General features: G+C 45.7%; 17 protein-coding genes and 2 pseudogenes. 6 read left to right on the top strand and 13 right to left on the bottom strand.

Annotated features, from left to right (window positions below; translation table 11 throughout):
• Nucleotides 1-37: 37 nt before the first annotated feature.
• From ACBR23_RS06935 to ACBR23_RS06920, 4 genes are all read right to left on the bottom strand, one after another.
• Nucleotides 38-418: a hypothetical protein gene (locus ACBR23_RS06935; protein ID WP_371119225.1), complete on the bottom strand. Its 381-nt coding sequence runs from the start codon at nucleotides 416-418 to the stop codon at nucleotides 38-40.
• Nucleotides 419-724: 306 nt separating this feature from the next.
• Complete coding sequence (gene secF / locus ACBR23_RS06930) at nucleotides 725-1,693, bottom strand: protein translocase subunit SecF (RefSeq protein WP_371119224.1); 969 nt, start codon at nucleotides 1,691-1,693, stop codon at nucleotides 725-727.
• Between the two features lie 239 nt (nucleotides 1,694-1,932).
• Nucleotides 1,933-3,324 (bottom strand): protein translocase subunit SecD, encoded by a 1,392-nt coding sequence (gene secD / locus ACBR23_RS06925; RefSeq protein ID WP_371119223.1) that lies wholly within the window; start codon nucleotides 3,322-3,324, stop codon nucleotides 1,933-1,935.
• Between the two features lie 222 nt (nucleotides 3,325-3,546).
• Nucleotides 3,547-4,530 (bottom strand): alpha-ketoacid dehydrogenase subunit beta, encoded by a 984-nt coding sequence (locus ACBR23_RS06920; RefSeq protein WP_371119222.1) that lies wholly within the window; start codon nucleotides 4,528-4,530, stop codon nucleotides 3,547-3,549.
• 181 nt (nucleotides 4,531-4,711) lie between these two features.
• On the opposite strand from ACBR23_RS06920, the pseudogene ACBR23_RS06915 reads away from it, so the two are divergent.
• The 3 genes and pseudogenes from ACBR23_RS06915 to ACBR23_RS06905 form a co-directional block, all read left to right on the top strand.
• Nucleotides 4,712-5,122, top strand: a pseudogene (locus ACBR23_RS06915) (transposase); the annotation flags it as partial.
• Nucleotides 5,123-5,184: 62 nt separating this feature from the next.
• Complete coding sequence (locus ACBR23_RS06910) at nucleotides 5,185-7,173, top strand: iron uptake porin (RefSeq protein WP_371115820.1); 1,989 nt, start codon at nucleotides 5,185-5,187, stop codon at nucleotides 7,171-7,173.
• A gap of 26 nt (nucleotides 7,174-7,199) precedes the next feature.
• A complete protein-coding gene (locus tag ACBR23_RS06905) occupies nucleotides 7,200-7,769 on the top strand; it encodes an O-methyltransferase (RefSeq protein ID WP_371115821.1) in 570 nt (189 codons plus the stop codon).
• A gap of 531 nt (nucleotides 7,770-8,300) precedes the next feature.
• On the opposite strand, the gene ACBR23_RS06900 is transcribed toward ACBR23_RS06905, so the two are convergent.
• From ACBR23_RS06900 to ACBR23_RS06865, 8 genes and pseudogenes are all read right to left on the bottom strand, one after another.
• Nucleotides 8,301-10,454 (bottom strand): mechanosensitive ion channel domain-containing protein, encoded by a 2,154-nt coding sequence (locus ACBR23_RS06900; RefSeq protein WP_371115822.1) that lies wholly within the window; start codon nucleotides 10,452-10,454, stop codon nucleotides 8,301-8,303.
• A 377-nt stretch (nucleotides 10,455-10,831) separates the two neighbouring features.
• Nucleotides 10,832-10,903 (bottom strand): annotated as a pseudogene (locus tag ACBR23_RS06895) (heme utilization protein HuvX); the annotation flags it as partial.
• Nucleotides 10,904-11,250: 347 nt separating this feature from the next.
• Nucleotides 11,251-12,156, bottom strand: coding sequence for a DMT family transporter (locus ACBR23_RS06890; RefSeq protein ID WP_371115823.1), 906 nt, complete (start codon nucleotides 12,154-12,156; stop codon nucleotides 11,251-11,253).
• 77 nt (nucleotides 12,157-12,233) lie between these two features.
• A complete protein-coding gene (locus ACBR23_RS06885; protein ID WP_371115824.1) occupies nucleotides 12,234-13,370 on the bottom strand; it encodes a NarL family transcriptional regulator in 1,137 nt (378 codons plus the stop codon).
• A gap of 191 nt (nucleotides 13,371-13,561) precedes the next feature.
• Nucleotides 13,562-14,515, bottom strand: a complete 954-nt coding sequence (locus tag ACBR23_RS06880; protein WP_341736883.1) for a PhoH family protein — start codon at nucleotides 14,513-14,515, stop codon at nucleotides 13,562-13,564.
• 393 nt (nucleotides 14,516-14,908) lie between these two features.
• On the bottom strand, nucleotides 14,909-15,409 hold the full coding sequence (locus ACBR23_RS06875) for a KH domain-containing protein (protein ID WP_341736882.1): 501 nt from the start codon (nucleotides 15,407-15,409) through the stop codon (nucleotides 14,909-14,911).
• Complete coding sequence (gene rpsP, locus ACBR23_RS06870) at nucleotides 15,345-15,632, bottom strand: 30S ribosomal protein S16 (protein ID WP_340521923.1); 288 nt, start codon at nucleotides 15,630-15,632, stop codon at nucleotides 15,345-15,347. The genes ACBR23_RS06875 and rpsP overlap by 65 nt, the downstream gene beginning before the upstream one ends.
• A gap of 153 nt (nucleotides 15,633-15,785) precedes the next feature.
• The gene (locus tag ACBR23_RS06865; RefSeq protein WP_371115825.1) at nucleotides 15,786-17,123 is read right to left on the bottom strand and encodes a D-alanyl-D-alanine carboxypeptidase; all 1,338 of its coding nucleotides are present in this window, start codon (nucleotides 17,121-17,123) and stop codon (nucleotides 15,786-15,788) included.
• 145 nt (nucleotides 17,124-17,268) lie between these two features.
• On the opposite strand from ACBR23_RS06865, the gene plsX reads away from it, so the two are divergent.
• The 3 genes from plsX to fabD all read left to right on the top strand — a co-directional run bounded on the left by plsX (nucleotide 17,269) and on the right by fabD (nucleotide 20,976).
• Nucleotides 17,269-18,318: a phosphate acyltransferase PlsX gene (gene plsX, locus ACBR23_RS06860; protein WP_341736880.1), complete on the top strand. Its 1,050-nt coding sequence runs from the start codon at nucleotides 17,269-17,271 to the stop codon at nucleotides 18,316-18,318.
• A 380-nt stretch (nucleotides 18,319-18,698) separates the two neighbouring features.
• Nucleotides 18,699-19,700, top strand: a complete 1,002-nt coding sequence (locus ACBR23_RS06855; RefSeq protein ID WP_371119221.1) for a beta-ketoacyl-ACP synthase III — start codon at nucleotides 18,699-18,701, stop codon at nucleotides 19,698-19,700.
• Nucleotides 19,701-20,097: 397 nt separating this feature from the next.
• A complete protein-coding gene (gene fabD, locus ACBR23_RS06850) occupies nucleotides 20,098-20,976 on the top strand; it encodes an ACP S-malonyltransferase (protein ID WP_340521928.1) in 879 nt (292 codons plus the stop codon).
• A gap of 215 nt (nucleotides 20,977-21,191) precedes the next feature.
• Here fabD and pruA read toward each other — a convergent pair whose 3' ends face one another.
• The gene (pruA, locus tag ACBR23_RS06845) at nucleotides 21,192-24,167 is read right to left on the bottom strand and encodes an L-glutamate gamma-semialdehyde dehydrogenase (RefSeq protein WP_371119220.1); all 2,976 of its coding nucleotides are present in this window, start codon (nucleotides 24,165-24,167) and stop codon (nucleotides 21,192-21,194) included.
• Between the last annotated feature and the right edge of the window lie 5 nt (nucleotides 24,168-24,172).

Below are 24,172 nucleotides of genomic sequence, written 5' to 3'. Positions count from 1 at the left end.
AATCCCATTTTATTACTTCTTGCTTCTTGCTTCTGATTCAAAATCGGCAAACCCACTTCCACAAAGGATGACTAGGCCCCTGTTGGCGAATGCGGCTAACTTGTTGTTCCAAACGCTGTTTTTCTCGTATTGGTAATCCTCGCGCAATATTGCGACCTTGCCAAGTTAGCACTCCCAAAGTCATCCCCAAGCACAAACCCAAACCGAGAGTTGGCCAGCGGTGAAAGTATAAACCGTAACGCACCGCAGCCCAAGTAAAGTTTTCGATCCACAAAGCAATTTCATCGCGTAAAGCCCAAATACTCAAAGAACCGACGCTAAGCCACAAAAATATTACAGTTAACCAGCGACCGTATACTGTTAGTTTATGGAGCCTTTGGACTTCGATTTGAAAATTCGGATCGCTGTCATTAGTCATTGTTATTGGTTATTGGTTATTGGTTATTGGTTATTGGTTATTTGTTATTTGTTATTGGTTATTGGTTATTGGTTATTGGTTATTGGTTATTGGTTATTGGTTATTGGTTATTGGTTATTGGTTATTGGTTATTGGTTATTGGTTATTTGTTATTTGTTATTTGTTATTGGTTATTTGTTATTTGTTATTGGTTATTTGTTATTGGTTATTTGTTGTTTGTTATTGGCGGTTCCTGGCCTTCGACTCTTCCACTAGGCTGCGGTAGGCGCGTGGGAAGGGTCGAAGGGTCGAAGGGTCAACAGTCAACTAAACTTCATCAGATGGACTCATGGCTTCTACAGGGACTGGGATAGAGTTGCCCGTGCGACTGCGCCACCAAGCTAGCAGCGTACTAGCAATGAAAATACTGGAATATGCACCAGCAATAAAACCCACAATCAAAGCTAAAGCAAAGTATTTGAGAGTTTCGCCACCAAACAAAAAGATAGAAAACAGTGTCAGTAGCGTAGTCATTGTCGTGTTAATCGACCTTCCAAGGGTCTGGATCACAGCATCATCGACAATTTGGTCGATCGACAAACCGGGATTTAGCTTAATTACTTCACGCACGCGATCGTAAATTACTACTGTATCGTTAACAGAAAAACCGATAATTGTCAAGAGAGCAACCACAAATAAACTGTCTACTTCTATGCCTAGAACTAAACCCAAAAATGAAAAAATACCCAGAGTAATTAACACATCGTGGAACAGGGCAACAAAAGCAAAAAAGGCATAATCTAACTGAAATCGGAATGTCAGATAAATAGTAATGCCTGCAAAAGAGAGAAATAAAGCCAACAATCCCGAAGTAAATAATTGTTTACCGAGGGTAGGACCTACCGTATCAATTTGAGTAGATTTAGGGGCAAAGTCACCTATTTTTTCACTCAAAGCTGTTTGCAACTTAGTCCGCTTTTCCACATCCAAAGTTTTCGTTCTTAGCGATAAACCTCGCTGTTCTTTGCCGACAATTTGAATGGTACTACCGGCTAAACCTTGGGTATCGAGGACTTCCCGGACAGCAGCAAGATCGATGGGTTTACAATTTTCTGGTTTCGTGCAGTCAAGTTCAAATTGTAGCCTAGTGCCACCGATAAAGTCCAAACTAGGGCGTAGGGGTGCGCGGATGTCGGGACGAGTCCAAGAAATCGCCATTGAGACTATACCCGCAAGGATAATCGCGGCGGAAATACTCCACCAGATCGATCGCTGTTTGATTACACTGAATTTCATAAGTTGAAGGAAGAAGGAAGAGGGAAGAAGGAAGAAGCAAGAAGGAAGAAGGAAGAAGCAAGAAGGAAGAAGGATGGGGGATGAGGGATGAGGGATGAGGGAAGAAGCAAGAGGGAAGCAATCAGTAGTTAACTTTTAAGTAAGTCCACCTAATTAAACGTAAGATACAGGTGGCTCAAAAGCTTGCTGTATGAGCATTCTTCACCTCGATCTTCTTGCTTCTTCCTTCTACTTAACTGTTAACTATTGGCAGTTTTCGACAAATTAGGACAGAACCATTCAGGTTTGCGCAATTCTGGAAAGCCTAAAACTACCAACATCAGAGTGCGGCTACAAGTGATAGCAGTAAACATACTGACTGCGACACCCAAGGCTAGCGTTACAGCAAACCCTTTCACTAAACCAGCACCCAAGTAGAACAGCGCAGCACAAGCAATTAGTGTTGTGACGTTACCATCTAAAATGCTAGAAAAAGCCCGGTAAAAACCTGATTCTACAGAACGGTATAGAGTTTTTCCAGCCCGCAACTCTTCTCGCGTGCGTTCAAAAATCAGCACATTGGCATCCACAGCCATACCAATGCTGAGCACAAAACCAGCAATTCCCGGTAGTGTTAAAGTTACTCCCAACAGCACGAAAGCAGCCCAAGTTAGCAAAGCATAAATTAAGAGGGCAATATCTGCAATTACGCCAGGGAGTCGATAGTAGGCGATCATGAAAATCAAGACTAAAACTAAACCCCCAATCCCTGCGGTGATACTGCTTTGAATACTGTCTTTACCCAAACTAGCACCGACTGTGCGGTTTTCAATAATTTCTACGGGTACTGGTAAAGCACCACCGCGCAGTTGCACTCCTAAATCGTTAGCTTCTTGCGCTGTAAAACGACCTTGAATTACGGCATTTCCTCCTGTAATTCCTGTTTGGGCAAATTCCACGCCAACTACAGGAGAACTAATCATTCTTTCATCTAGAAAAATGCCTAGAGTCCGTCCGGTTCCGGCTAAATTTTTAGTAAGTTCGCCAAATAATTCGCCTCCTTTGGTGTCGAAGCGGAGAGCGACATTCCATTCGTTACCAGTGGGTTGAGCTTGAGCATCCTTCAGGTTGCTTCCGCCGAGTTCACTACTTTTGTATAGTTTCGAGATTGCCTCATTACTCCTTTTCAAAGCAGCTTGATTTTCTTTAAATGCTGCCTCATTGGGGGTAGTTTTTAATGCTGCTTGTTTGGCGAGTAATTCCTGCTGCAACTGCCTCTCAATGGCTAATTGGGCTTCTGTTCCTGGCAGTTGTTCCCGGAATTCTAGCTTGGCGGTGCCGCCCAAAACTCGTTCTGCTTGCTGGGGGTCATTTACTCCGGGCAATTGTACGAGAATTTGGTCTTCTCCTACTGTTTGTACTAAGGCTTCGGAAACTCCCAAACCGTTGACGCGATTTTCTACGATGCGTCGTACTGCTTCTAACATTCCCTGGTCAATTTTGGGGATGGTGGGGGTAGTTTTGACTTGAATTGTGAGTTGTGAGCCTCCTTGCAAGTCTAATCCTAGCCGCGTAGGAAGTGTTACTATGACAGTAATGGCGGCGATGATTAAAACAAAAATTAGGGCTAATACTGAACGTTGTTTTTGCATATTTAATTATTTGTTATTGGTTATTTGTCATTGGTTATTTGTTATTTGTTGTTCGTTGTTTGTTGGTTGTTATGGGTTATTGGTTGTTTGTTATTTGGTTAATTGTTAATTGTTAATTGTTATTTAGTTAATGACCACTAACCAATAACCACTAACCCATAACCAATAACCCATAACCCATAACCCATAACCCATAACCAATAACCAACAACCAATGACTATTTATACTCGTAGGGCTACCATTTTTTGGACGGCTTCGATAATTTGAGCTGGCTGTACAATTGTCAGTCTTTCCAAATTACCGTTGTATGGTGTGGGGATATCTTGTGATGAAAGTCGCAAAACTGGTGCGTCGAGTTCGTCAAAGTAGCGATCGCTAATTGAGGCAATTAATTCAGCACCGATGCCTCCTGTTTTCATGCACTCCTCCACAATAATTACTTTGTGGGTTTTGCGAATGGATGCACCAATGGTCTCCATGTCAAGGGGTTTGAGAGAAATTAGGTCGATTACTTCTGGATCGCAACCCTCTTTTACGAGTGCGGGCACGGCTTGCATGACGTGATGTCTCATCCGGGAATAGGTCAAAATTGTGACATCTTTGCCCGATCGCACTATTTCTGCTTTGTCCAGTGGCACTAAATATTCTGTTTCTGGCAAATCTTCTTTCAAGTTGTAAAGGAGAACGTGCTCGAAAAACAGGACGGGATTATCATCGCGGATGGCTGATTTTAAAAGGCCTTTGGCATTGTAAGGGGTCGAACAGGCAACGATTTTTAGACCTGGGACTGCTTGGAAATAGGCTTCTAGTCGCTGAGAGTGTTCGGCGCCTAGTTGCCGGCCCACGCCACCGGGACCGCGAATTACCATGGGCATTTTGAAGTTGCCGCCGGAGGTGTAGCGCAGCATTCCAGCATTGTTGGAAATTTGGTTGAACGCCAGGAGCAAAAAGCCCATGTTCATGCCTTCGATGATCGGCCGCAATCCTGTCATTGCTGCCCCTACTGCCATGCCTGTAAAGCTATTTTCGGCGATCGGGGTATCGAGGACGCGGAGGTCGCCGTATTTATTGCAGAGGTCTTTGGTGACTTTGTAAGAACCGCCATAGTGGCCTACGTCTTCGCCGAGTACGAATACAGCGGAGTCGCGGGCCATTTCTTCGTCTAGGGCCTCGCGGAGGGCGTTGAACAATAAGGTTTCTGCCATAGGAGGTGAATGATTGCAGGAGGGTTAGATTAGAATCTTAACCTTTTGGGGGTGTGGATTTGAATGCGATCGCAAATTCGGCAGTTAAAACCTGAGATTTTGCCAATCTTTATCATAACATTTGTCTTATGTCAATGAATATTTAAGTTAAAATAATACTAACTTGCCTGCCCGCAGCAATCGTACAAGAGAGAACCGAGCTTGGTGCAAAGACAAAGGCATTAGAATCAGTGGACCGCCTTTAGGAAGGCCTCCAACCAATATCAGCAAAGAAAAAAAGAAGCAAGGGTTGGAAGATGAGAGAATTCGCAATGCGATTGAGGGAAAGTTCGGACAAGGTAAACGAAGATTCGGTCTGAATCGGATCATGGCAAAACTTGATAATACTTCTGAAACAGTCATTGCGATTACTTTTTTAGTCATGAACCTTTCTACCTGGTGGCGCCGGGTTTTTTGTGTGTTTTTATGCCGTTCGGGGAAAACAATGCCTGTTTTTGGGCTGCACATAATCTGGGGTTATGCTTTACTCAGAATGATGAAACATCAAGGTTGGATATTTATAGCTCACAACAAACAACGAAATAAAAAGTGAGTAGTGAGTGGGGAACGTGTGATATTGTTTTTGAAACGAAGATGTGAGGGTGAGTATCAACTATGAATACACTTGTTTTCAAAACTTTAGTAGTTACGCTAACTGTTTTAGTTAGTGGACTGACGCCGACAGCGATCGCCCAGACCGTCGATTCCCCTATTACCGATCGACCAACTGCTTCACCAGCCAACAGCGAGGAAACCGATCCTCAAATAAATGTACAAGCAGAGGCACTCCCAGAGTCAGTAGTTAGCGCTGAAAATGTTGGGGATAATTCCCTCAACGGCGTGTTGCTCCCAACCACTACTAACCAAGAAATACCAACGCAGAAAGCCGAAGATTTCAATCAATATCTAAGTCTAAATCAGGACAGAGGATCTTCGAGGGCCAAGGAAAATTCCCTAGTTTCCAATCCATCGCCAGAGAACACATTGACGGAACAGGTAATTCCTATCTCTGGACAAACAGCAGAACTTCCACAACAGGATACCTCACTCTTTGATAATATATTGCCAGCAAGGGGAAAAACCGTCAACCCCCTCTTTGACAAAAAAACATCAGAGGACAACACATCGATCGACCAAGTGACCTCAGTCTCCCAGCTATCCGACGTGCGGCCAACGGATTGGGCATTTCAAGCATTACAATCTCTAGTCGAACGGTACGGTTGTATCGCGGGATATCCCGACGGCACATTTCGCGGCAACCGGGCAATCACCCGCTACGAATTTGCCGCTGGCTTAAACGCCTGCTTGGATAAAGTGAGGGAGGTAATTACCGCTGGAACGACAAACTTAGCTACCAAAGAAGACTTGGCAGCCGTCCAACGGCTGCAAGAAGAATTTGCAGCCGAATTAGCAACCCTGCGCGGGCGTGTAGATACCCTGGAAGCTCGCACGGGCGAACTCGAAGCCAACCAATTCTCCACCACCACAAAGCTGACGGGTGAGGTGTTGACTTATCTGGGAGATGCTTTTGGCAAAAATGCTAGCGAAGCGAATAACACTACATTGGGCTATCGACTCCAACTCAACTTGAATAGCAGCTTCACGGGTAAAGACAGCTTGTTTGTCAGTCTGGAAGCCACAAATTTAAGGCCACTTAACACAGCTACCGAATTTCCGCAAGGTCGTCTCAGCGGCCCGACTGATGAAACTCGTTTCCTGTCATCCGACATATCAGGAAATGGAACTTTGAATTTGATCGGATTGGGATACCGCTTCCCAGTGGGTGACAAACTGCTAGTTTCTTTAAATGCCTTTTCTAGCAATCGGTTACTTTCAGCACCCCTGAGTCCATTTGCCAGTCCGACGACAGGAGCTCTATCGTACTTTGGTTCAATGAACCCGATCCTGTACCCCGCCATTCAGCAGACAGGGATTGGCGTACAGTGGAAAGCAACTCCGTGGTTGAACTTCGATTTCGCCGCCGGCAGCGAATCCCGGACAAACGACCCGACTGTAGGTCTCTTCAGTGGTGGCTACAGTGGTTCTGTACGAACGATCTTCACTTTCAACAAGCTCAATCTTGCTTTAAATTATATCCACTTCTATTCTCCTCAATTTGGGGCTGATACGGCGAGTGGTAGTAACGCTGCCAAAGTTGTGGGGGCTGGGCCCGTTGTCGGCAACGCATATCTTCCTGGAATCTCCTATCGAGTCTCCCCGACTTTGGGGTTAAGCGGTTCTGTTGGTTTGATTAAGGCTCGTGCCTTGGGCAATGGTACTAAGGGAGATGCTAATGTGTTGGACTATCGTTTTTCTATGGCTTTTTATGACATAGGTAAAAAAGGTAACTTAGCTGGTATTGTTTTTGGGGTGCAGCCCAGGCTGGCGGGTACGAGCAATGGGGCGATCGCTCAAGCGATTGGTTTACCCGCAGGACAACGCCGCGATCGCGACACGGGATTTCACATCGAAGCCTTTTACACCCATCTACTGACCGACAATATCACTATTACCCCTGGTATAATCTGGTTGACCGCCCCCAACCATGACGATCGCAACCCGGATGTTGTTGTGGGAGTAGTGAGAACAACCTTCTCTTTTTAACTTAAATAACCTATCAAGAGTTTCCGATGAACCAACAAGTTTTAGCAGTAATTGAGAAAATCAGTGTCCTTGGTGGCGAACAGTACGGGGAAAGTGCTTGGCGAAATCCAATTCGCAAAGACACCGGCCCAATTTTGCAAGCACTTGTGATGGCATCCCAACCCAAGACTGTCCTTGAATTAGGCACTGGTTATGGTCTTTCTACTTGTTATCTAGCATTGGGAAATAGCGAAACTATCATTCATACGGTCGAGTTTGATAGTGCTGTAGCCGAGGAAGCTAATAAACACTTTGAATTAGCGGGAATTTCCCATCGAATTAAACAGTGGGTGTGTCCTTCTTCTGAGGCAATTTCCAAAATCCCCGAGGAGATTCCTGTGCCAGATTTTGTGTTTATAGATCACGCGAAACGGCCTTATAAAGACGATGTTTCTGCTATTATCGAAAGCTGTGGTGGTAAGCAGATACTTCTGGTTGCTGATAATGTGGAAGATCGGAAGCACGAACTTGCTGATTTTCTGGAGTGGTTTCCGTCAATTGCCCTCAATTTAACGATTATTTCGACTCAATGTGGTTTGCTGGTTGCGTCGATATAATTAGGGTTTTGCTGAATCAGCAGGCAGAAAGTTGGCCACCCATAAGCTGTTCTCCATTTAAACCAGTAACTCGTGGCGTAGGGTGCGTCAGCTAGAACCCTTACGCTGAAACGGAAAACCTTGTACGGGCGAATGGCAAGAGATCCCCTACGCACCCTACGCCCCTAAGTTTAAATGCCGAACAGCTTACCGTCCGTCAATGAAAATGCCAAATCCGGCTTAAACACCTCCTTTATCCCTTAGTCTGCTCCGGCAGACTTCGTTTGTGTAGTAGTGGTTTCAACCGCCGAATCACAAAAAGGGTGGCAAACTCGGATTTGGTATTATTAAATCATAACAGAAAATGAAACAGATTGTAGACTCCTTATAGTTATAGCAACCGCCAAGGTTGTTAGGGTATTTAAGAACATTGCTCCCTTCGACTCCGCTCAGGGATCGATGACCTTCTTCGCCTTGGCGACGGCTATAACTTGCTTTCCCAGCAATCTGCATGATTTTTCCTAGAAAAAGTGCTCTGAGTTAATTAGTCACTTATTTGAGCGCTGGCTTTGCAGTTTCTGGGTGAAGCAATTGTTTTTCAGTGAATTCTCGATCGAGAGTTAGAGAATTATTCTCATCACTTTCAGGGAGAATCCGAATATCTTGTGCGGGCGCCCCGAGTTTAACCCCTTCTTGCTCAAACCTTGTTTGGATTGTGCGGATAATATCGGCTGATACCTTCCAAAATTCGTCGGTTTTTGCCCAGCCGCTAGCCTTCAGATTAATGTATTCGTCTTCTAGGTCAAACACAAAAGTTGAAGGCGCTGGCTCTTCCAAAATTTGAGGGTGGGATTTGAAAATGTCTACGAGCACTTTCTCTATATTTGTCACATCTTGATCGAAGCTAATCCGAAAGCTAAATCTAACTTTGCGAATGTCACTGGTGGTGAGGTTTTCTATCGTGTCACTCCAAACAGTGTTGTTGGGAACAGTAAACATCTGACCCCCAAATCCTTTGATTTTGGTATTGGCTAAACTGATGGAATCTACCCACCCCCATAGGGAGCCGATTTTCACTTCATCACCGACATCAAAGGGTTTGTAAAGCATCAGCATCAAACCACTGGCAAAGTTACCAAGGTTGCTTTGCAAAGCAAAGGCAAAGATAAAACTCGCGCCCCCAAGTACAGTCAAAACAGGCGCGAGACTAACCTCTAGTGCTGTCAAAGCTAAGAGTACGCCAACTACAATTCCCCCTCGATTGATGACAACAACGGTAAATTGGCGCATCAATTTGGAGGTATTAGAAAGTTTCAGCAGCTTGCTAATCACGAAGCCCACTATTTGAGAAACGATCGCGGAAGCCAAGACAATACCGACAAATTTACCGATATTACTGACCCAACGCAAACCACCTTCATCTGATTTGAACCAACTGAGGACTCTGACGCCTAGACCTTCAGTATCCTTCACATCAATTTCGGCTTTAGTGATAGCTTCAATGTATTTGCGGTAATATTTGGAGTCCCCACCTTTGCGGTCTAATTCTTCTAAAATCACGTTGAAGCGGTCTACAACGGCTGTTCGCCCAGACTGGAGATTGGTAGCATTGACCACCAGTTGGTTCTTCAATGCTGATTCATCTTTAGCATTCGCTTGCAACTTGTCTGACGTTTTTGCAAGCTGCCCTTTTTTGTCTTGGTTTGCTTGACTGTTAGCAGCAGCAGACGAACCCGCAGTTCCTGTTTCACCGCCAGTCTTGATTTTCGTGTTTTCAAGGGTGCTTGTGGCTTCATCGAGCTTCTGAGCAGATTTTTCCGCAGCGCCTGTACCACCAGTGGTAGAAGCCCCGCTAATCGCTTCCCGCGCTTTTTTGACTTGTGCGGTAGCCTCTTCTAATTTTTTTGTGGCTTCCTGGTATTCCGGCGATTTGGGATCGGCAATAGCTTTTTGGGCTTTTTCTGCGTCCTCATCGGCTTTGATCGCCTTGTCTAGCGCGTCAATTTTTTCAGTAGCCGCAGTGTATGCCGGCGAGTCTGGGGCTATTTTCTCTCGCTCTTGTTTCGCTTCGTCGAGGGTTTGTTTGGCCCGATCTACTTCGCCTGTTTTCTCGGCTTTTTTCAAGGCATTGTTTAGGGTATCGTCCTGTTTAAGTTCCTTTTTGGTTTTAGTTGCTTCTTTGAGCCCTTCCTGGGCTTTTTTGAGTTTGTCTTTAGCTTCTTCTGCCTTTTTAGTGGCTTCTTTGTATTCTGCTGAGTCTGGGGCAGCGCTCTTGAGAGCTTTTTCGCTTTCTTCTAGTGCTTTCTTAGCTTCGTCTAGGGAACCTGCAACTTCTTGTTGTTTGTTGATGGAGCGATTTTGACGCTTGATGGCGATTTCGGCATCGCTAATTTCTTTGACTTTGTTTTGGAGCAACAATTCCCACGCTGCGGCTTCGTTTTGGAGTTCATCCAAAGTGAGCGGCTTGACTAGCAGTTGCAATTCCTCAACTGGAATTTCAGGATCTTTAGTCGTAACTGCTGCTTTGGGATCTGCTTTTGGTGGAGGCTCAATTTTCTCAGCTTTAGGTGAGGCTGTGGCTTCCTCTGATGCTGTGGCTGCGGCTTCTTGCGATCGCGCCGGCATTCCCCAGAGTGCGAAACAACTAACAACTCCGATCAAAAAAATTGCACGGACTCTCTTGGGTAACATTTTATTGTTTTTCATGAAAATATTTTTCCTGATTTGACATTTCTTTAACTCACCCACTCTCTATAACCTCAAGGAAAAACAGGGCTAATTTGATGTTTGATTGAGCGGTCAACAACTAACCGCTTTGCCCGATCGCCTCTCATTTTAGATTTCCGTTTTTCGGCGCGATAAACTAATTTGTCATCCCAGTCACCTTTGGGTTGAGATTACTGGTAATTGCCATCATCTATTAAGGCTATTTTTATTTAAATTGTTCGCAATTTAATCACCACTTTCAAAACCTATATTTAGTGTCTTGATAGTACCATAGCTGACACAACATTTCAAGTACCGATCGCTACTTCATTAAGATTTGTGTCTTTGGCGATCGGACCGGAGAATGAAACAGCCCTGGGCTTTCCCCACTGCAAAAACGCACTCAACGCAGGCTCATTTTGCTCGTCCAAAAAACGAATTGCATAAGTAGGGCTTGCTGAATAATCGATCGCTTTCTGGCGATCGGGAGTGATTGATTATTCAACCAGAGTGAAAGATGAGTTTTTCCTGTCTCATATGTGGCTATGCACGGGTTTTGATCTATTTTACCTGTTTTTCACGGCGATCTGACTCTCGATCGCACGCTCTCTTAACCCAGACCACGTAATATGCGATCGATTATTCAGCAAGCCCTAATTAATTCTGTCCAACTACTTATACACCGTGGTCAAAACAGGCGTATGAATAGTGTCAGTAAAGGAATGAGTAATTGCTGCATAGAATCCTAGATCAAGATAATTAGCCTGTAGTATCCTCCGCAGAGCACTTCTCTTGGTTAATCCAGCTTGGACAACTCAGGTTGCTCTGACTTAGAAAACTCAGGTTGCTCTGAGAATGGCTTGAGAATCATCAAAATTATTCCTACTAGCACCATCGCTGCACCAGCAAAGCTGAATATACCAAAAGTTTCCCCTAACAACCAAAATGCAAAAATTGCTCCGAAAACAGGTTCTAATGACAAAAGCACCGCTACTTCTTGAGCTGAAATCCAAAGCTGTGCTGTAGTCATCAGTAAAGTCATAAGAGCGCTGCCTACGATGCCGAGATAACTAAGCCAGCCTAGATTCATTTCAATTGCTTCTATTTGTCCCAAAAGCCCAGGAGCGGCCCATAGTAAGCTCAATGCAGCTATAACCCAGATTTGGACAGCCGTCAGTGTCAAAGACGGGTGGCGAGCAGCAATCTTTTCACGTAGGAGGATATAGGCTGAGTCAGCGATCACAGAGCCGAATAACCATAAACTACCGCTTAGGGGATCGCCACCTTCCCAAGACATCATGACAATTCCAGTAAAAGCCAATATTGCTGCCAACAGCACATCTATCTTAAAGCTCTGACGAAACACGAGTTCAAATAGGGTGACAAAAACGACATTAAATCCAAAAATAAATGATGCCTGATGAGCTGAAATAGTTTCAAGCCCAATGGTAGAAAAGGCAAAAACTCCGAATAATAAAAGCCCAAGTATTGCTCCTTCTCTAACTAGACAAAGATTAAGTTTGCCAATAAATGGCAGGAAAATTATTGCAGCAATTGTAAAGCGCACAGCTAATTGAGTTTCAGGATTCAGGTTCACGAGAGCCTCTTTGATCGCCGAAGAAGTTGAACCCAGAATCATAGCAACAGCAATAACTGCCAAAATACCTTTCGTGCGATCGCTAGTTTCTTTTATCAAATCCATATTTATCAATATAATTGAAAAAATTAATCACAAGTACACAATGAAAAATGAAGACGGTTTACTGATTTTGCATTTGATTACTTAACATCAATGAAATGAGCGAGTTCGGAAAAACCGTATTCTTCCAGCTTACTATCTCGTTGAACATCACAAGTCGTACAGTGAAATGACCCTCCGAAGGTATAAACGTGGCGAAAATCAACAGGAATGACTTTAAAACCTAAATCCTGCAAAAGTTTTTGAGTAGGTTCTTCTTGCCGTTCAACGATAACACGCTCTGTGTCTAACATCAGAAGATTCATACTCACCCACTTACTGGCAATGGGCAACTTCCAATAGTCAGGAGTTGTCGGTAAAGCAGTTTCAACTAAATCCCAGCCTGCCTTCTTAAAAAATTCTGGGTTGTAGGGCGGCCGCATAGGATTAATTAAGGCGACTCCAGGTTTCAGGGGAACCAGAGAAGCATCAATGTGCATCGGGTTAAAATCCTTGAACTTCACTGTGTGTACTCTGTATTCTTCCCCTAAATGGTTTCTTAGCCATGTAATTCCCATTTCATTAGTAACATGACTGCGCTGCACAAATATATCCCGCCCAAACCGCACGATATCTGCTGCATCAAAGCAAGGTTCAAATTCTGTGGTAACGTAACGTCCTTGTTGGACTAATGCTTCTCTCTCTTCGGGGGATTTAGCAGCAAACTCAAAATCATAAAGTTCATTGGACATCAGAGGTTTGGGGGCAGTTGTCCACTTGGCGTCTTGCTTGAGATAATCTTTCATCAGGGAGCGATAGGCACGATATTCAAAGAAGCGCGATCGCCATGCCATCGGTGCTTCAATAATCTCATTGCCGATGACAATCAAGATATCGCGGGGCATAGCTGCATAAAGACCGGATGCTTCAAAGTCTGGGGTTTTATAGGGTTGTGAGAAATCGATTGCATCGGGACGTTTGACTTTAACTCCCTCGGCTTGCAAAATATAGCAAAATTCTTCAAGTTCTTTAGCTGCTGCTTGAACTAACTCTTCTGGAAAAGGTTTACCTGCATATTTGTTGAAAAAGTCTTGATATTGGGGAGGAAGATCAACATCAAGACAAGGTTCGCTTTCAGGTACAGAAGCGCCTTCTATACGACCTACTATTACTTCTTTTAGTAAGTCCCATTCATTATGGCTGTTAACAACTGGAAATGTTTGAGCAATTGATTTCATTTACTTCTTTCTATTTTTGAGGATTTTACTACCAATTTTACAGAACAGTTCAACGTTGTTGTCAATCTTTACATTTAGGGGTAGAGTAATCATTATTTAATTGGGGAATGGGGCATTGGGAATGGGGCATTGGGAATTAGAACCAATAACCAATAACAACCAACCAATGACTAATGACTACTGACTACTGACTATTTTTCGTGTAATTCGTAAGCAGCAACAATCCGCTGTACTAGCGGGTGTCGGACCACATCTGCTTGAGAAAATTCGCAGAAAGCAATCCCCTCAACATTACCGAGAATTTTTTGTGCAACTGCTAATCCCGACTGTTGATTGGGAGGTAAATCGGTTTGAGTGATATCGCCAGTTACTACCATTCTCGATCGAAAACCCAGACGAGTCAACACCATTTTCATCTGAGCGGGGGTAGTATTTTGAGCTTCATCTAAAATTACGAAAGCATTGCTGAGAGTGCGCCCCCGCATATAAGCTAAAGGAGCTACTTCAATCAGCCCTCTTTCCATTAAATCAGCCATTTTTTCGGGCTCGATCATTTCTTGGAGGGCATCGTAAAGCGGCCGCAAATAAGGATCGACTTTTTGCTGCAAATCTCCTGGCAAAAATCCTAGTTTTTCCCCAGCTTCTACGGCGGGTCTGGTTAAAATTAGCCGTTCGTACTGCTTGCTTAACAAAGCTTGGATGGCGAAAATAGCTGCTAGAAATGTTTTACCAGTACCGGCGGGCCCGATGCAAAATGTCAGGTCGTGGGTGCGTACTGCTTGGACGTACTGTCGCTGCTTGAAGGTTTTGGCTCTGATTTCTTCGCCACGGCGGGTTTTGGCGAGAACGTCTCGCTGCAAGTCTTGTAAATCGTCTTGGCGGTTGGTATCGAGAGCGAGGCGCGCTGTCTGGATTTCCACTCCGGTAATTGTTTTACCTGCTTTCCAGAAGTCGGAGAGCGATCGCACTAATTTATGACACAATTCTACTTGATTTTTTGTGCCGGAAATCAGCAGTTCTTGGCCACGCATGACTAAGTTTGCGCCGGTTTGCTTAGAGATAGTTTTCAGATTTTGTTCTTGATGGCCGGCAAGCGACATGGCGCTTTGAGGGCTCGGCAACTCTATGATTAGTGTTTCAGTCATGCCAACATAAGCTCCCTCCAAATAAGCAATTAAAAGTTAACAATTACCAGTTAGATTGGTCGCATTTTGCAAACAAAAAAGCGCCCGATACTAGCTTTTACCTAGTATCTAAGGCGTCTTTTAGATTTAGCTCCCAAATGAGTTTGGTGCTTGAGGTACAAATCAAATCTCCTTTCTATCAAGTCAGGCAACTTTAGATGTTAGATTTTAGATGTGAGATTTTAGATTTTAGATTTTAGATCTATCTAATCCCGTTCATATTTTAGATTTGAATTTTTTGCCCGATCGCACAATCGGCCAACTAAAATCAGACGGGATTTGTAAAAAAAAGTTTACAACAGACAATCTAAAATCTAAAACTATTTGGTTGCAGACTTGTTCGCCACAGAGCAGTTAATAGCCTGGAGTATTTCTGCTGGTTCTAAACGTAGGTGTATTAGTGCGGCGAGGTTGCTCTCTGGGAGCTCTGCTAGGTAAGGTCGTGGGTGGCGGTGCGGAGGTTCGGGGTCGGAAGTCTCCTCGATCGCGAGAACCGCGATCGGGGCGATCGGGCCTGGGTGCAGGCGATCGCATTTCGCCTGCTTCACCATCGTATATGTCTAAGTAGACGGACTGGCCGGCCGTCTGTGCCACCGCTTCGAGGGTAGTTCTAATAGCCTGAATATTACGTCCACCCCTACCGTATACCCGTCCTTTGTCTGGATCGTCAAAAGCTAGTCTCACCCAGACCCGCGACTGACGGGGGTGGATTTCACAATCAACCCGCAAAGAGCCTGGGGACTCTAAAAAAGGGCCTATTAAAAATTTCACCAGTCCAGCGTAGTTGGGACTAGCTAACGGAGGCTGTGTTGCTGGATTCAATGTTAGCTCCGGCTCCGACTTGTTCAAATACATTCGCTTTTCTCAGGATGTCACGCACAGTGTCAGTTGGCTGAGCGCCTTGTTGCAGGCGCTTGACAATCGCTGGAACATCCAGCCTCGTTTCGTTATTTCTGGGGTTGTAAAAGCCGAGCTCTTCTAGAGGGCGGCCGTCGCGGCGGGTAGAACTGTTCATCGCTACAATCCGGTAGCTTGCCTCGCGTTTCTTCCCGTATCTCTTTAATCGCAGTTTGATCATCTTCTTGCACAATAGTCCTCTAGTAATTGTGACATACAACAAGGACACATCACAATGCTGTGGGAATTGGGAATTGGGCATGGGGCATTGTTGACTGTTCGCTGTTGACTGTTCGCTGTTCGCTGACAACGGTCAACTGACAACTGTCAACGGTCAACCTCCCAGCAAAATATCGCTGCGATTTGCTGCCCCTAGGGCTGGTCTGCGGCCGTCAATATGGGGCGTAATTACCTTCGGTAAAGTCGATGCTGTTCCCCAACGGCCAACCAATTTTTGTAAAAACACATCTTGCTGCGCTCTCAAAGAGTCCCAATCGGTACCGCGATTAATGATTGCAAACCAAACTAAACCCCGATCGCGCGTTGGTATGGCTCCAGCCAAGGCAATCACGCTGTCCAAAGTGCCTGTTTTCACCACAGCGTAGGGGGGAATGTGCCGATGTTCGAGAGTCCCTGCATCGCGCCCAGACACCGGAAACAAGTCAGCAACAGTCAACGGAGTAGTTTGAAGATAACGCCCGATCGCCTGCATCATTGCACAAGCAGCCCTGGGAGACATCTGATTTTCCACTCCCAATCCCGAACCATTAACTAATTGCAGTTCCGCCGCCGGCACACCAGCGGCCCAAGTAGCTTGCTGCTGCACAATTTTTGCCCCGCCCAAATTGTCAGCCAACATCTGAGCCATTTGATTATCGCTGTGGACGTTCATCTGCTTGAGAATTTCCACCAAAGGGAGCGATCGCCGCGTCATCAGCAAACGCCCAGAACCCACAAATTGCTGCTGAGCAACTGTGCTACCAACCACAACCACCTGCGGTCGCTTCGTACCCGGAGGCATTTTAGAATAGATTGACTGGACATCCCGCGACCAACTGCGACCATTGAGGGCCTCCCGCAACAAATCCCCCGCCGTCACAGGATCGGACTGTTGATTCATGCGGAAATTGCCAGTCACAATTAAATTGCCCGCCACGCGACGAATTCCCAGATCGTTGAGAGCATTACCAACGGCGATCGCCTCCTCCCACACAAACAGAGGGTCGCCCCCCCCGCTCACCACCAAATCCCCCTGCAACACGCCATTGCGAATCGGCCCAGTCCCCCGGAACCGGGTTTCAAACTGATAATCCGCACCCCAAGTTTCTAGGGAAGCCAGAGAAGTGGCAATTTTGGTCAGGGAAGCCCCTGGCATCAGTGTGGTTCCCTGCTGACTTACCAGTGGCAACATTCCCGCCTGGACCCAAACTCCCTGATTTCCCTCAGTCAGCCCCTTCCTCTTCAAATCCTTGAGAAATTCCTGCACTGCGGTGGAGGCTGGTAAATCGGGATTGGTCCGTGAGACTCCCCCGTTCGCCAAATCCATCGCGACTCCTAACCCTGGTATCCCTCCCTCCCAAGCCAGCACCGAGGCGGCATTTGCCCCGGCACTGCTGACCCCAGCCATATGCAGCCACACAGATATAATTCCAGAGCTAAATAAATCCAGCATTTTCCACTCCTAAAGTCTTCTTAACTATTGCATTGAGTTTGGGAATTTCCCGTCCACCGATTTGAGATTTTAACTATATTCATACTTCTCGACTCAGGCTCCAGACTTCCTGGTAGAATCTTGAAGGTTTCTCAAAGATTGGGCAATGGGATCGACACGCGCAAGAATTGCAATAGACGCTATGGGTGGGGATCACGCCCCCGCCGAAATTGTGGCTGGAGCGCTTAAGGCACAAACAGAATTAGGTGTAGAGATTTTGCTGGTGGGCGACCCGCAGCAAATAGAAGACTCGCTCCGACAACAAGACGCGCACGGCCGCGTCTGTGCAGGTCAGCTTGAAATCGTTGCTTCTGAAGGAACGGTGGAAATGCACGAAGAACCTTTGAGTGCCCTCAAACGCAAGCCTAAAGCTTCGATTAACGTAGCGATGAATTTGGTGAAGCAGCAGCAAGCCGATGCTGTGGTGTCCGCTGGTCACTCCGGCGCGGCCATGGCTGCGGCTCTGTTGAGATTGGGACGACTTCCTGGGATTGACCGCCCAGCCATCGGTGCGGTGTTGCCGACAATGGTAGCTGGTCGCGCTGTACTGATTCTGGATGTCGGTGCTAACGTGGACTGTCGCCCCAAATTTTTGGAGCAGTTCGCGGCCATGGGTACCATTTACAGCCAGTACGTACTGGGTGTGGCTGAACCCAAAATCGGTCTGCTCAATATTGGTGAAGAACCTTCTAAAGGTAATGACGCAGCAGTGCGTACTCATCAATTATTGGTGGACAACCCTCATATTCCTTTTGTGGGGAATGCTGAAGGTCGTGATGTGCTCTCTGGTAACTTCGATGTGATTGTGTGTGACGGCTTTGTCGGCAACGTTTTGTTGAAGTTTGCCGAAGCTGTGGGCGAAGTTGTGGTGCAGGTGCTCAAGGAAGAATTGGTCAAAGGACTCCAACATCAAATTAACGATCCTCTGCTGCAAAAAAGTCTGCAAGGATTCAAGCAGCGGGTAGACCACGTTGAACACGGTGGCGGTTTGTTGTTGGGCGTTGCTGGAGTTTGCATTATCAGCCACGGTTCCTCTCAAGCTGCTTCCATTGCCAATGCGGTGCGTTTGGCGAAGGGAGCTATTGATAACCAAGTTCTGGAGCGAATTCAATCGGAATATCGCCACAGTGCCATCGAACAAGAAGCTAGGAATTAAAGTTAGTAGGTAGATGGACATAAATCAACGTCACTATAGCAGTCCTAAATGAGTCGTAAAGTTTTTTACCCCACCCCAACCCTCCCCTTATTAAGGTCCGGGAGTAAGAAATTCACAAATGATTTAGGATTGCTATAGATCCGCAGAGAGTTACAAAGCTTGTCCCTAGTCTGAGCGATTGCTTTGCTTCTAGGTGTGGACACGCAACATATATGTTTAGCTACTTACTGGAAAATTAAAAATTAAAAATGTCAAGTTAAAAATGTCAAATTAAACAAGTTTTTTGGCTGAAATAAACTGATTTCAGTTGCTGCTTAATTTTTTTAATTTGTAGTTTTTAATTTTTAATTTCTAGACCGATCGCTCATAAATGGAGAAGAATGTTGCAGCAATCAGGGTTTGGTATTGCCGTCACGGGTAGCGGTTCTTGTACACCGCCGGTTTCGCTAGATAATCACGGTTTGAGTCAGATAGTGGAAACCTCTGATGAGTGGATAGTGGCGCGCACAGGAATTCGATCGCGCAGATTGGCGCATCATGGAATGTCTTTGTGCGATTTGGCCACATTCGCCTCTCAACAGGCGATATCCATGGCACAAATTTTGCCGACAGATATAGATTTGATTATTTTGGCGACATCGAGCCCTGACGATTTGTTTGGGACTGCGGGTCAAATTCAATATCGCTTGGGTGCGACAAAGGCTGTGGCTTTTGATTTGACAGCAGCTTGTTCGGGCTTTGTGTTTGGTTTGGTGACAGCCTCTCAGTTCATTCGGACAGGGGTTTATCAAAATGTGTTGCTGATTGGGGCAGATATTTTATCTCGGTGGGTGAATTGGTCCGATCGAGGTACTTGCATTCTGTTTGGAGACGGTGCAGGTGCGGTAGTATTGCAAGCTTCAGAAGTCGATCGCTTTTTGGGATTTGAAATTCGCAGCGATGGTACTCAAAATTCCTCTCTCAACCTGGCTTACAAAGCACAGTCCCAAGAATTAATTGAGGGTGTGAATATTGGACAAGGTGCTTTTCAACCCATCACCATGAATGGTCAAGAAATCTATCGGTTTGCGGTGAAAAAAGTCCCGGAAGTAATCGAAAAAGCGATGTTTCGGGCAAATATTAGCGCCTCAGACATTGACTGGCTGCTGTTACACCAAGCGAATCAGCGAATTCTGGATGCAGTGGCCCAAAGGCTAAATATTCCGCCGGAAAAAGTCATTAGTAATTTGGCACATTACGGAAATACATCCGCAGCATCAATTCCTTTGGCTCTGGATGAAGCCGTGCGTCAGGGTAAAGTCAAAGCGGGAGATACTATTGCTGCGGCTGGTTTCGGTGCAGGTTTGAGTTGGGGGGCGGTGATTTTTCAATGGGGAAGTTGAAGCAAGGGCGACAGACTATAAATCCATTTTAGTTGTGTTCAGGCTCTGGGGCGATCGCGGGAAAATTTAAGAGGTAAAATCTGACAATTCTGCCACAGCATCAACCCTTGCGGGCGATCGATCGCGTGTTGCTCAATACTGGTGGCGGTGGATTGTAGCTTTTGCTTGTGAAACTAAAAATTCTCTTGCTGCGATTGACTTTCGGCACTCGGAAGCTAATAAATTATTCCACAAAGACTAATGCCCTTAAAGTAGCAGAAATAAATTATAGGAAATTTTCAAAAAAGTTCCCCGCTCTGTTATAATTGTAAGTCGCGCATAGATAGTGAATGAGCGAGAAACAAATAATTTTTGCAATCACCAATTAGCAAATACCAATTAGTAAATTACCGGAAAAATGACTAAAACAGCATGGGTATTTCCCGGACAAGGTTCCCAAGCGATCGGGATGGGTGCAGACTTATTAAACTTGCCAAAAGCCAAAGCCAAATTCGATCTAGCAAAAGAGATTTTAGGCTGGTCAGTCCCAGAGATTTGTCAAGAAGAAGCAAAACTCTCTCGGACTCTCTACACTCAGCCTTGCTTGTACGTGATCGAAAGCATTTTGACCGATTTAGTGCGCGAAAAGTTCGATCGACCTTCCCTAGTGGCCGGTCACAGTTTAGGAGAATACACCGCCCTGTATGCTGCGGGTGTCTTTGACTTTGAATCAGGATTGCGCTTAGTGAAACGTCGCGCCGAACTGATGGATAATGTCTCCGGCGGGCAAATGGTAGCTTTGATCGGATTCGACAGACAGGAACTAGAATTGCAAATTCAATACAGTCGAGACGTCGTGCTAGCCAACGATAACAGCGAAGCACAAGTAGTCATTTCTGGAACCCCCACAGCCGTAGAAGAATTGCTGGCCAAAATCAAAGTCAAACGGGCGCTAAAATTGAATGTTTCCGGCGCCTTTCACTCTCCCCTGATGTCACCAGTGGCTGCGGAGTTTCAACAAGCTTTAAAATCGGCCAGATTCTCAGATGCTAAGATGCTGGTGCTCTCCAATTCGGAACCGACAGCTACCACAAGTGCAGCTACTTTGAAGCAGCGCTTGACTCAGCAGATGACTAAAGGCGTGCGGTGGCGAGAAATTTCCCTACAATTGCCACAACAGGGAATCGATCGAGTTGTGGAAATTGGGCCAGGTAAAGTGCTCACAGGTTTGATTAAACGGACAACTCCAGATTTAACCTTAGTAAATGTGAGCTGTTTGGCAGATTTGCCGACTTAATTTATGGTTAACCTAGCAACATCAAAAAGCCAAATTTAATAGCCAGATACCGGGTGCATCTGTGTTTGGCAAATATATTTGTAGGGGCGAAGCATGACGGCTGTAAATCTATGGTTATAACTAATAAATTGTCTGCGGTCATGCTTCGCCTATGCAAAATCGGGATACCTGACTGTTGAGGTCAGGTATGGCATTACAATCAAGGAAATTTGAGATTAATCGTCTACTCCTGCAATGGGAGCAAAACCTTGTCGCTGAATATTTTCAGTGATGGTGCGAGGTTCGAGGAATTGTAGCAAATAATCCGGGCCACCGGCTTTGGAACCAACTCCCGAAAGCTTGAAGCCTCCGAAGGGTTGGCGCGATACCACAGCCCCTGTAATTCCGCGATTGATGTACAGGTTTCCTACTTCAAAATCCGCGGCGGCGCGATCAATATGGGAAGGCGTGCGAGAATACAATCCGCCAGTTAAAGCAAAATTGGTGCCGTTAGCAATCGTAATCGCTTCATTAAAATTCTGGGCCCGAATCACTGACAAAACCGGACCAAAAATTTCTTCTTGGGCAAGAATTCCTGTGGGTGGTACTTCCGTCACAATCACTGGGCCAATGAAATAGCCGGTTTCGGGTGCTGACATTTCTAAAGCGATGTTAGCTTCCGCGCGGCCTTTGGCGATATATTCGCGGATGCGGCCATGAGCATTCCCATCGATAACTGGGCCGACTTGAGTGCCGGGATTTTCCGCAGGACCAACATTGAGCGATCGCGTGGCTTCTACTAATCTTTGCACAAAAGTGTCATAGACCGATTCGACGACAATTACTCGCGAACAAGCGGAACATTTTTGGCCGCTATATCCAAAGGCAGAATAAACAACCCCAGCTACAGCTTGGTCTAAATCAGCACTTTCATCGACAATAATGGCATTCTTGCCACCCATTTCGGCAATCACTCGTTTCAGGTGTTTTTGTCCTGGTTGTAAAATCGCAGCATCGGCATAAATTTTGCAACCAACTTCTTGAGAACCGGTGAAAGTAATCATGTGGACATCGGGATGTTTCACCATGTAAGCGCCCACGGTTGAACCTTTACAGGGCACGTATTGAAATACGCCTTTGGGGATGCCCGCTTCTAGTAAAATTTCGGTAATTTTAGCTGCAATTACTGAGGATACTTCCGCAGGTTTGAGTAAAGTACAATTCCCTGCAACTAGGGAAGCAACTGTCATCCCCACAGGAATTGCTAGGGGGAAATTCCAAGGAGAAATGATTAAAGAAATGCCACGGGGCTGATAGCTGTATCGGTTAGTTTCTCCGGCGACATCGTAATTTTGCCCTTGGTCTAACCGTTCCATTTCGTCGGCGTAGTAGCGACAAAAATCAATGGCTTCGGAAACTTCAGCATCGCATTCTCTGACTGGTTTGCCGACTTCAAATACCATCCAAGCTGACAGTTCGTGCCGTCTTTTTTCCATCAATTCTGCGGCTTTGCGCAGCACGCCGGCGCGCTGTCTAACGGGGGTTTTCCGCCAACTGGTAGACGCATCTTTGGCGGCTTGCAGGGCTTGTCTGGCTTGTGATTCCGAAAGCAATCCGATTTTACCAACTACTTCTGTGGGGTTGGAAGGATTGAGGGAGTTGACTGTGGTTTCGGTGTTTTGGTATTCGCCGTTAATTAGGGGTAAATAGGTTTGTCCGAGGATTCCCCGGACTGATTTGATGGCTGTTTCTGCTTGTTTGCGGAGTTCGGTATTGGCGTAGTCTGTATCGGCTACGTTGGGAAATACTTTGCTGTAAACTAGCTGGTCATTGCCCTTGGCTACTGGGGCGGCTAATAATTGGTCGATCGGCATTTCTTCGGAACTTTGCCGGATGAAGGAACTGTTGGCGGTATTTTCCAGCAAACGACGGATTAAATAGGCCATTCCTGGGAGTAAATCGCCGTAGGGACAATAGACTCGGACGCGATAACCGCGATCGACTAATAGCTTAGCCAATTTGTCGCCCATGCCGTACAATACTTGCATTTCAAAGCGGCGACGTGGTATATTCAGCGTTTGGGCGATCGCGATCGCCCTGGCTTGCGATCGAACGTTATGACTGGCGATCGCTGCATACAAATATTCATGATTTTCCAGCAGCAACTGGGTCATTTCTTCAAAGTTGGCATCTGTCGCAACTTTGTCATTGTAGACAGGCTGCGGCCAATCTTTCTGCATCGCTTTAATCGTTTCCTGATCCCAGTAAGCGCCTTTTACCAGACGCACTGTTAGCGGAGTGCCACGTTTTTTCGCCCAATCAATAATCCCTTGCAAATCTTGTTTGCTGTCGCGCAAATAGGCTTGCATTGTAATACCGACATCTGTGCGTCCGCGAAACTCTTCTTCTAACAACAACTCTTTGAGAATGCTGAGAGTTAAACCTTTATAAACATACTGTTCCATGTCGAAATGGACAGCAGCGCCCAACTCCTTTGCGCGACGGAGTAAAAAGCGAATTCGCTCGCTAACTTTGGCCTCGCTACCTTTGGCATCCAGCGGGTCAAACTGAGAATAAAATGCGGTCAACTTGACAGATACTTGTACTCGTGGTAAAGTTTCACCATCAGCTTTATCGATCGCATCTACCTGAGACCAATTTTTCGCAGCGATGCTCAATTCCTGCATTAGTTCCAAATAGCGATCGAGATAATTTTGAGCCTCAGTTTCAGTAATTACAGCTTCCCCCAAAAGGTCAACGGTAAAACCCATTTTATCCTTGCGAAGTCGTTCTAAAGTTTTAACTACTTGCCTGATATTTTCCCCAGAAATATACTTGTGCGCCAAAGTTTCCACCGCCGGCGCAACGGTTGTCGCCGCCAATTGTCCAGGAATCGAATCAGCGTTAGTAAAACTGAGCAATTTTTTCAAAGCTTCGGGCAATTCTACCTCTTCAGCAGTCAGGTATTCTTGCAGGTGACGGGCAATTTCCGGCTTGCTGCGGAGGGCCGGCAAACAGTCAATAAATCGAAACAACTGCACCCGGAGTCCGGGGCTAGCCATTGCCCAATCCATCAGTTTGTCGTCCCAGCGCATTTGGTCTTGTAGTTGACCCAAAAAGGAGCGTTTTTTCTCTTGAGTTGCCTTAAGAATTTCTTTAGCAATTTCCTGGGTTTTTGCTTCGTAGATACTTGGAGATACTTGTGCGATCATTGGTG

The sequence above is a fragment of the Microcoleus sp. genome (genome assembly GCF_041354475.1).
Classification (GTDB): Bacteria; Cyanobacteriota; Cyanobacteriia; order Cyanobacteriales; family Microcoleaceae; genus Microcoleus.
This window is presented reverse-complemented; position numbering and strand designations above follow the sequence as displayed.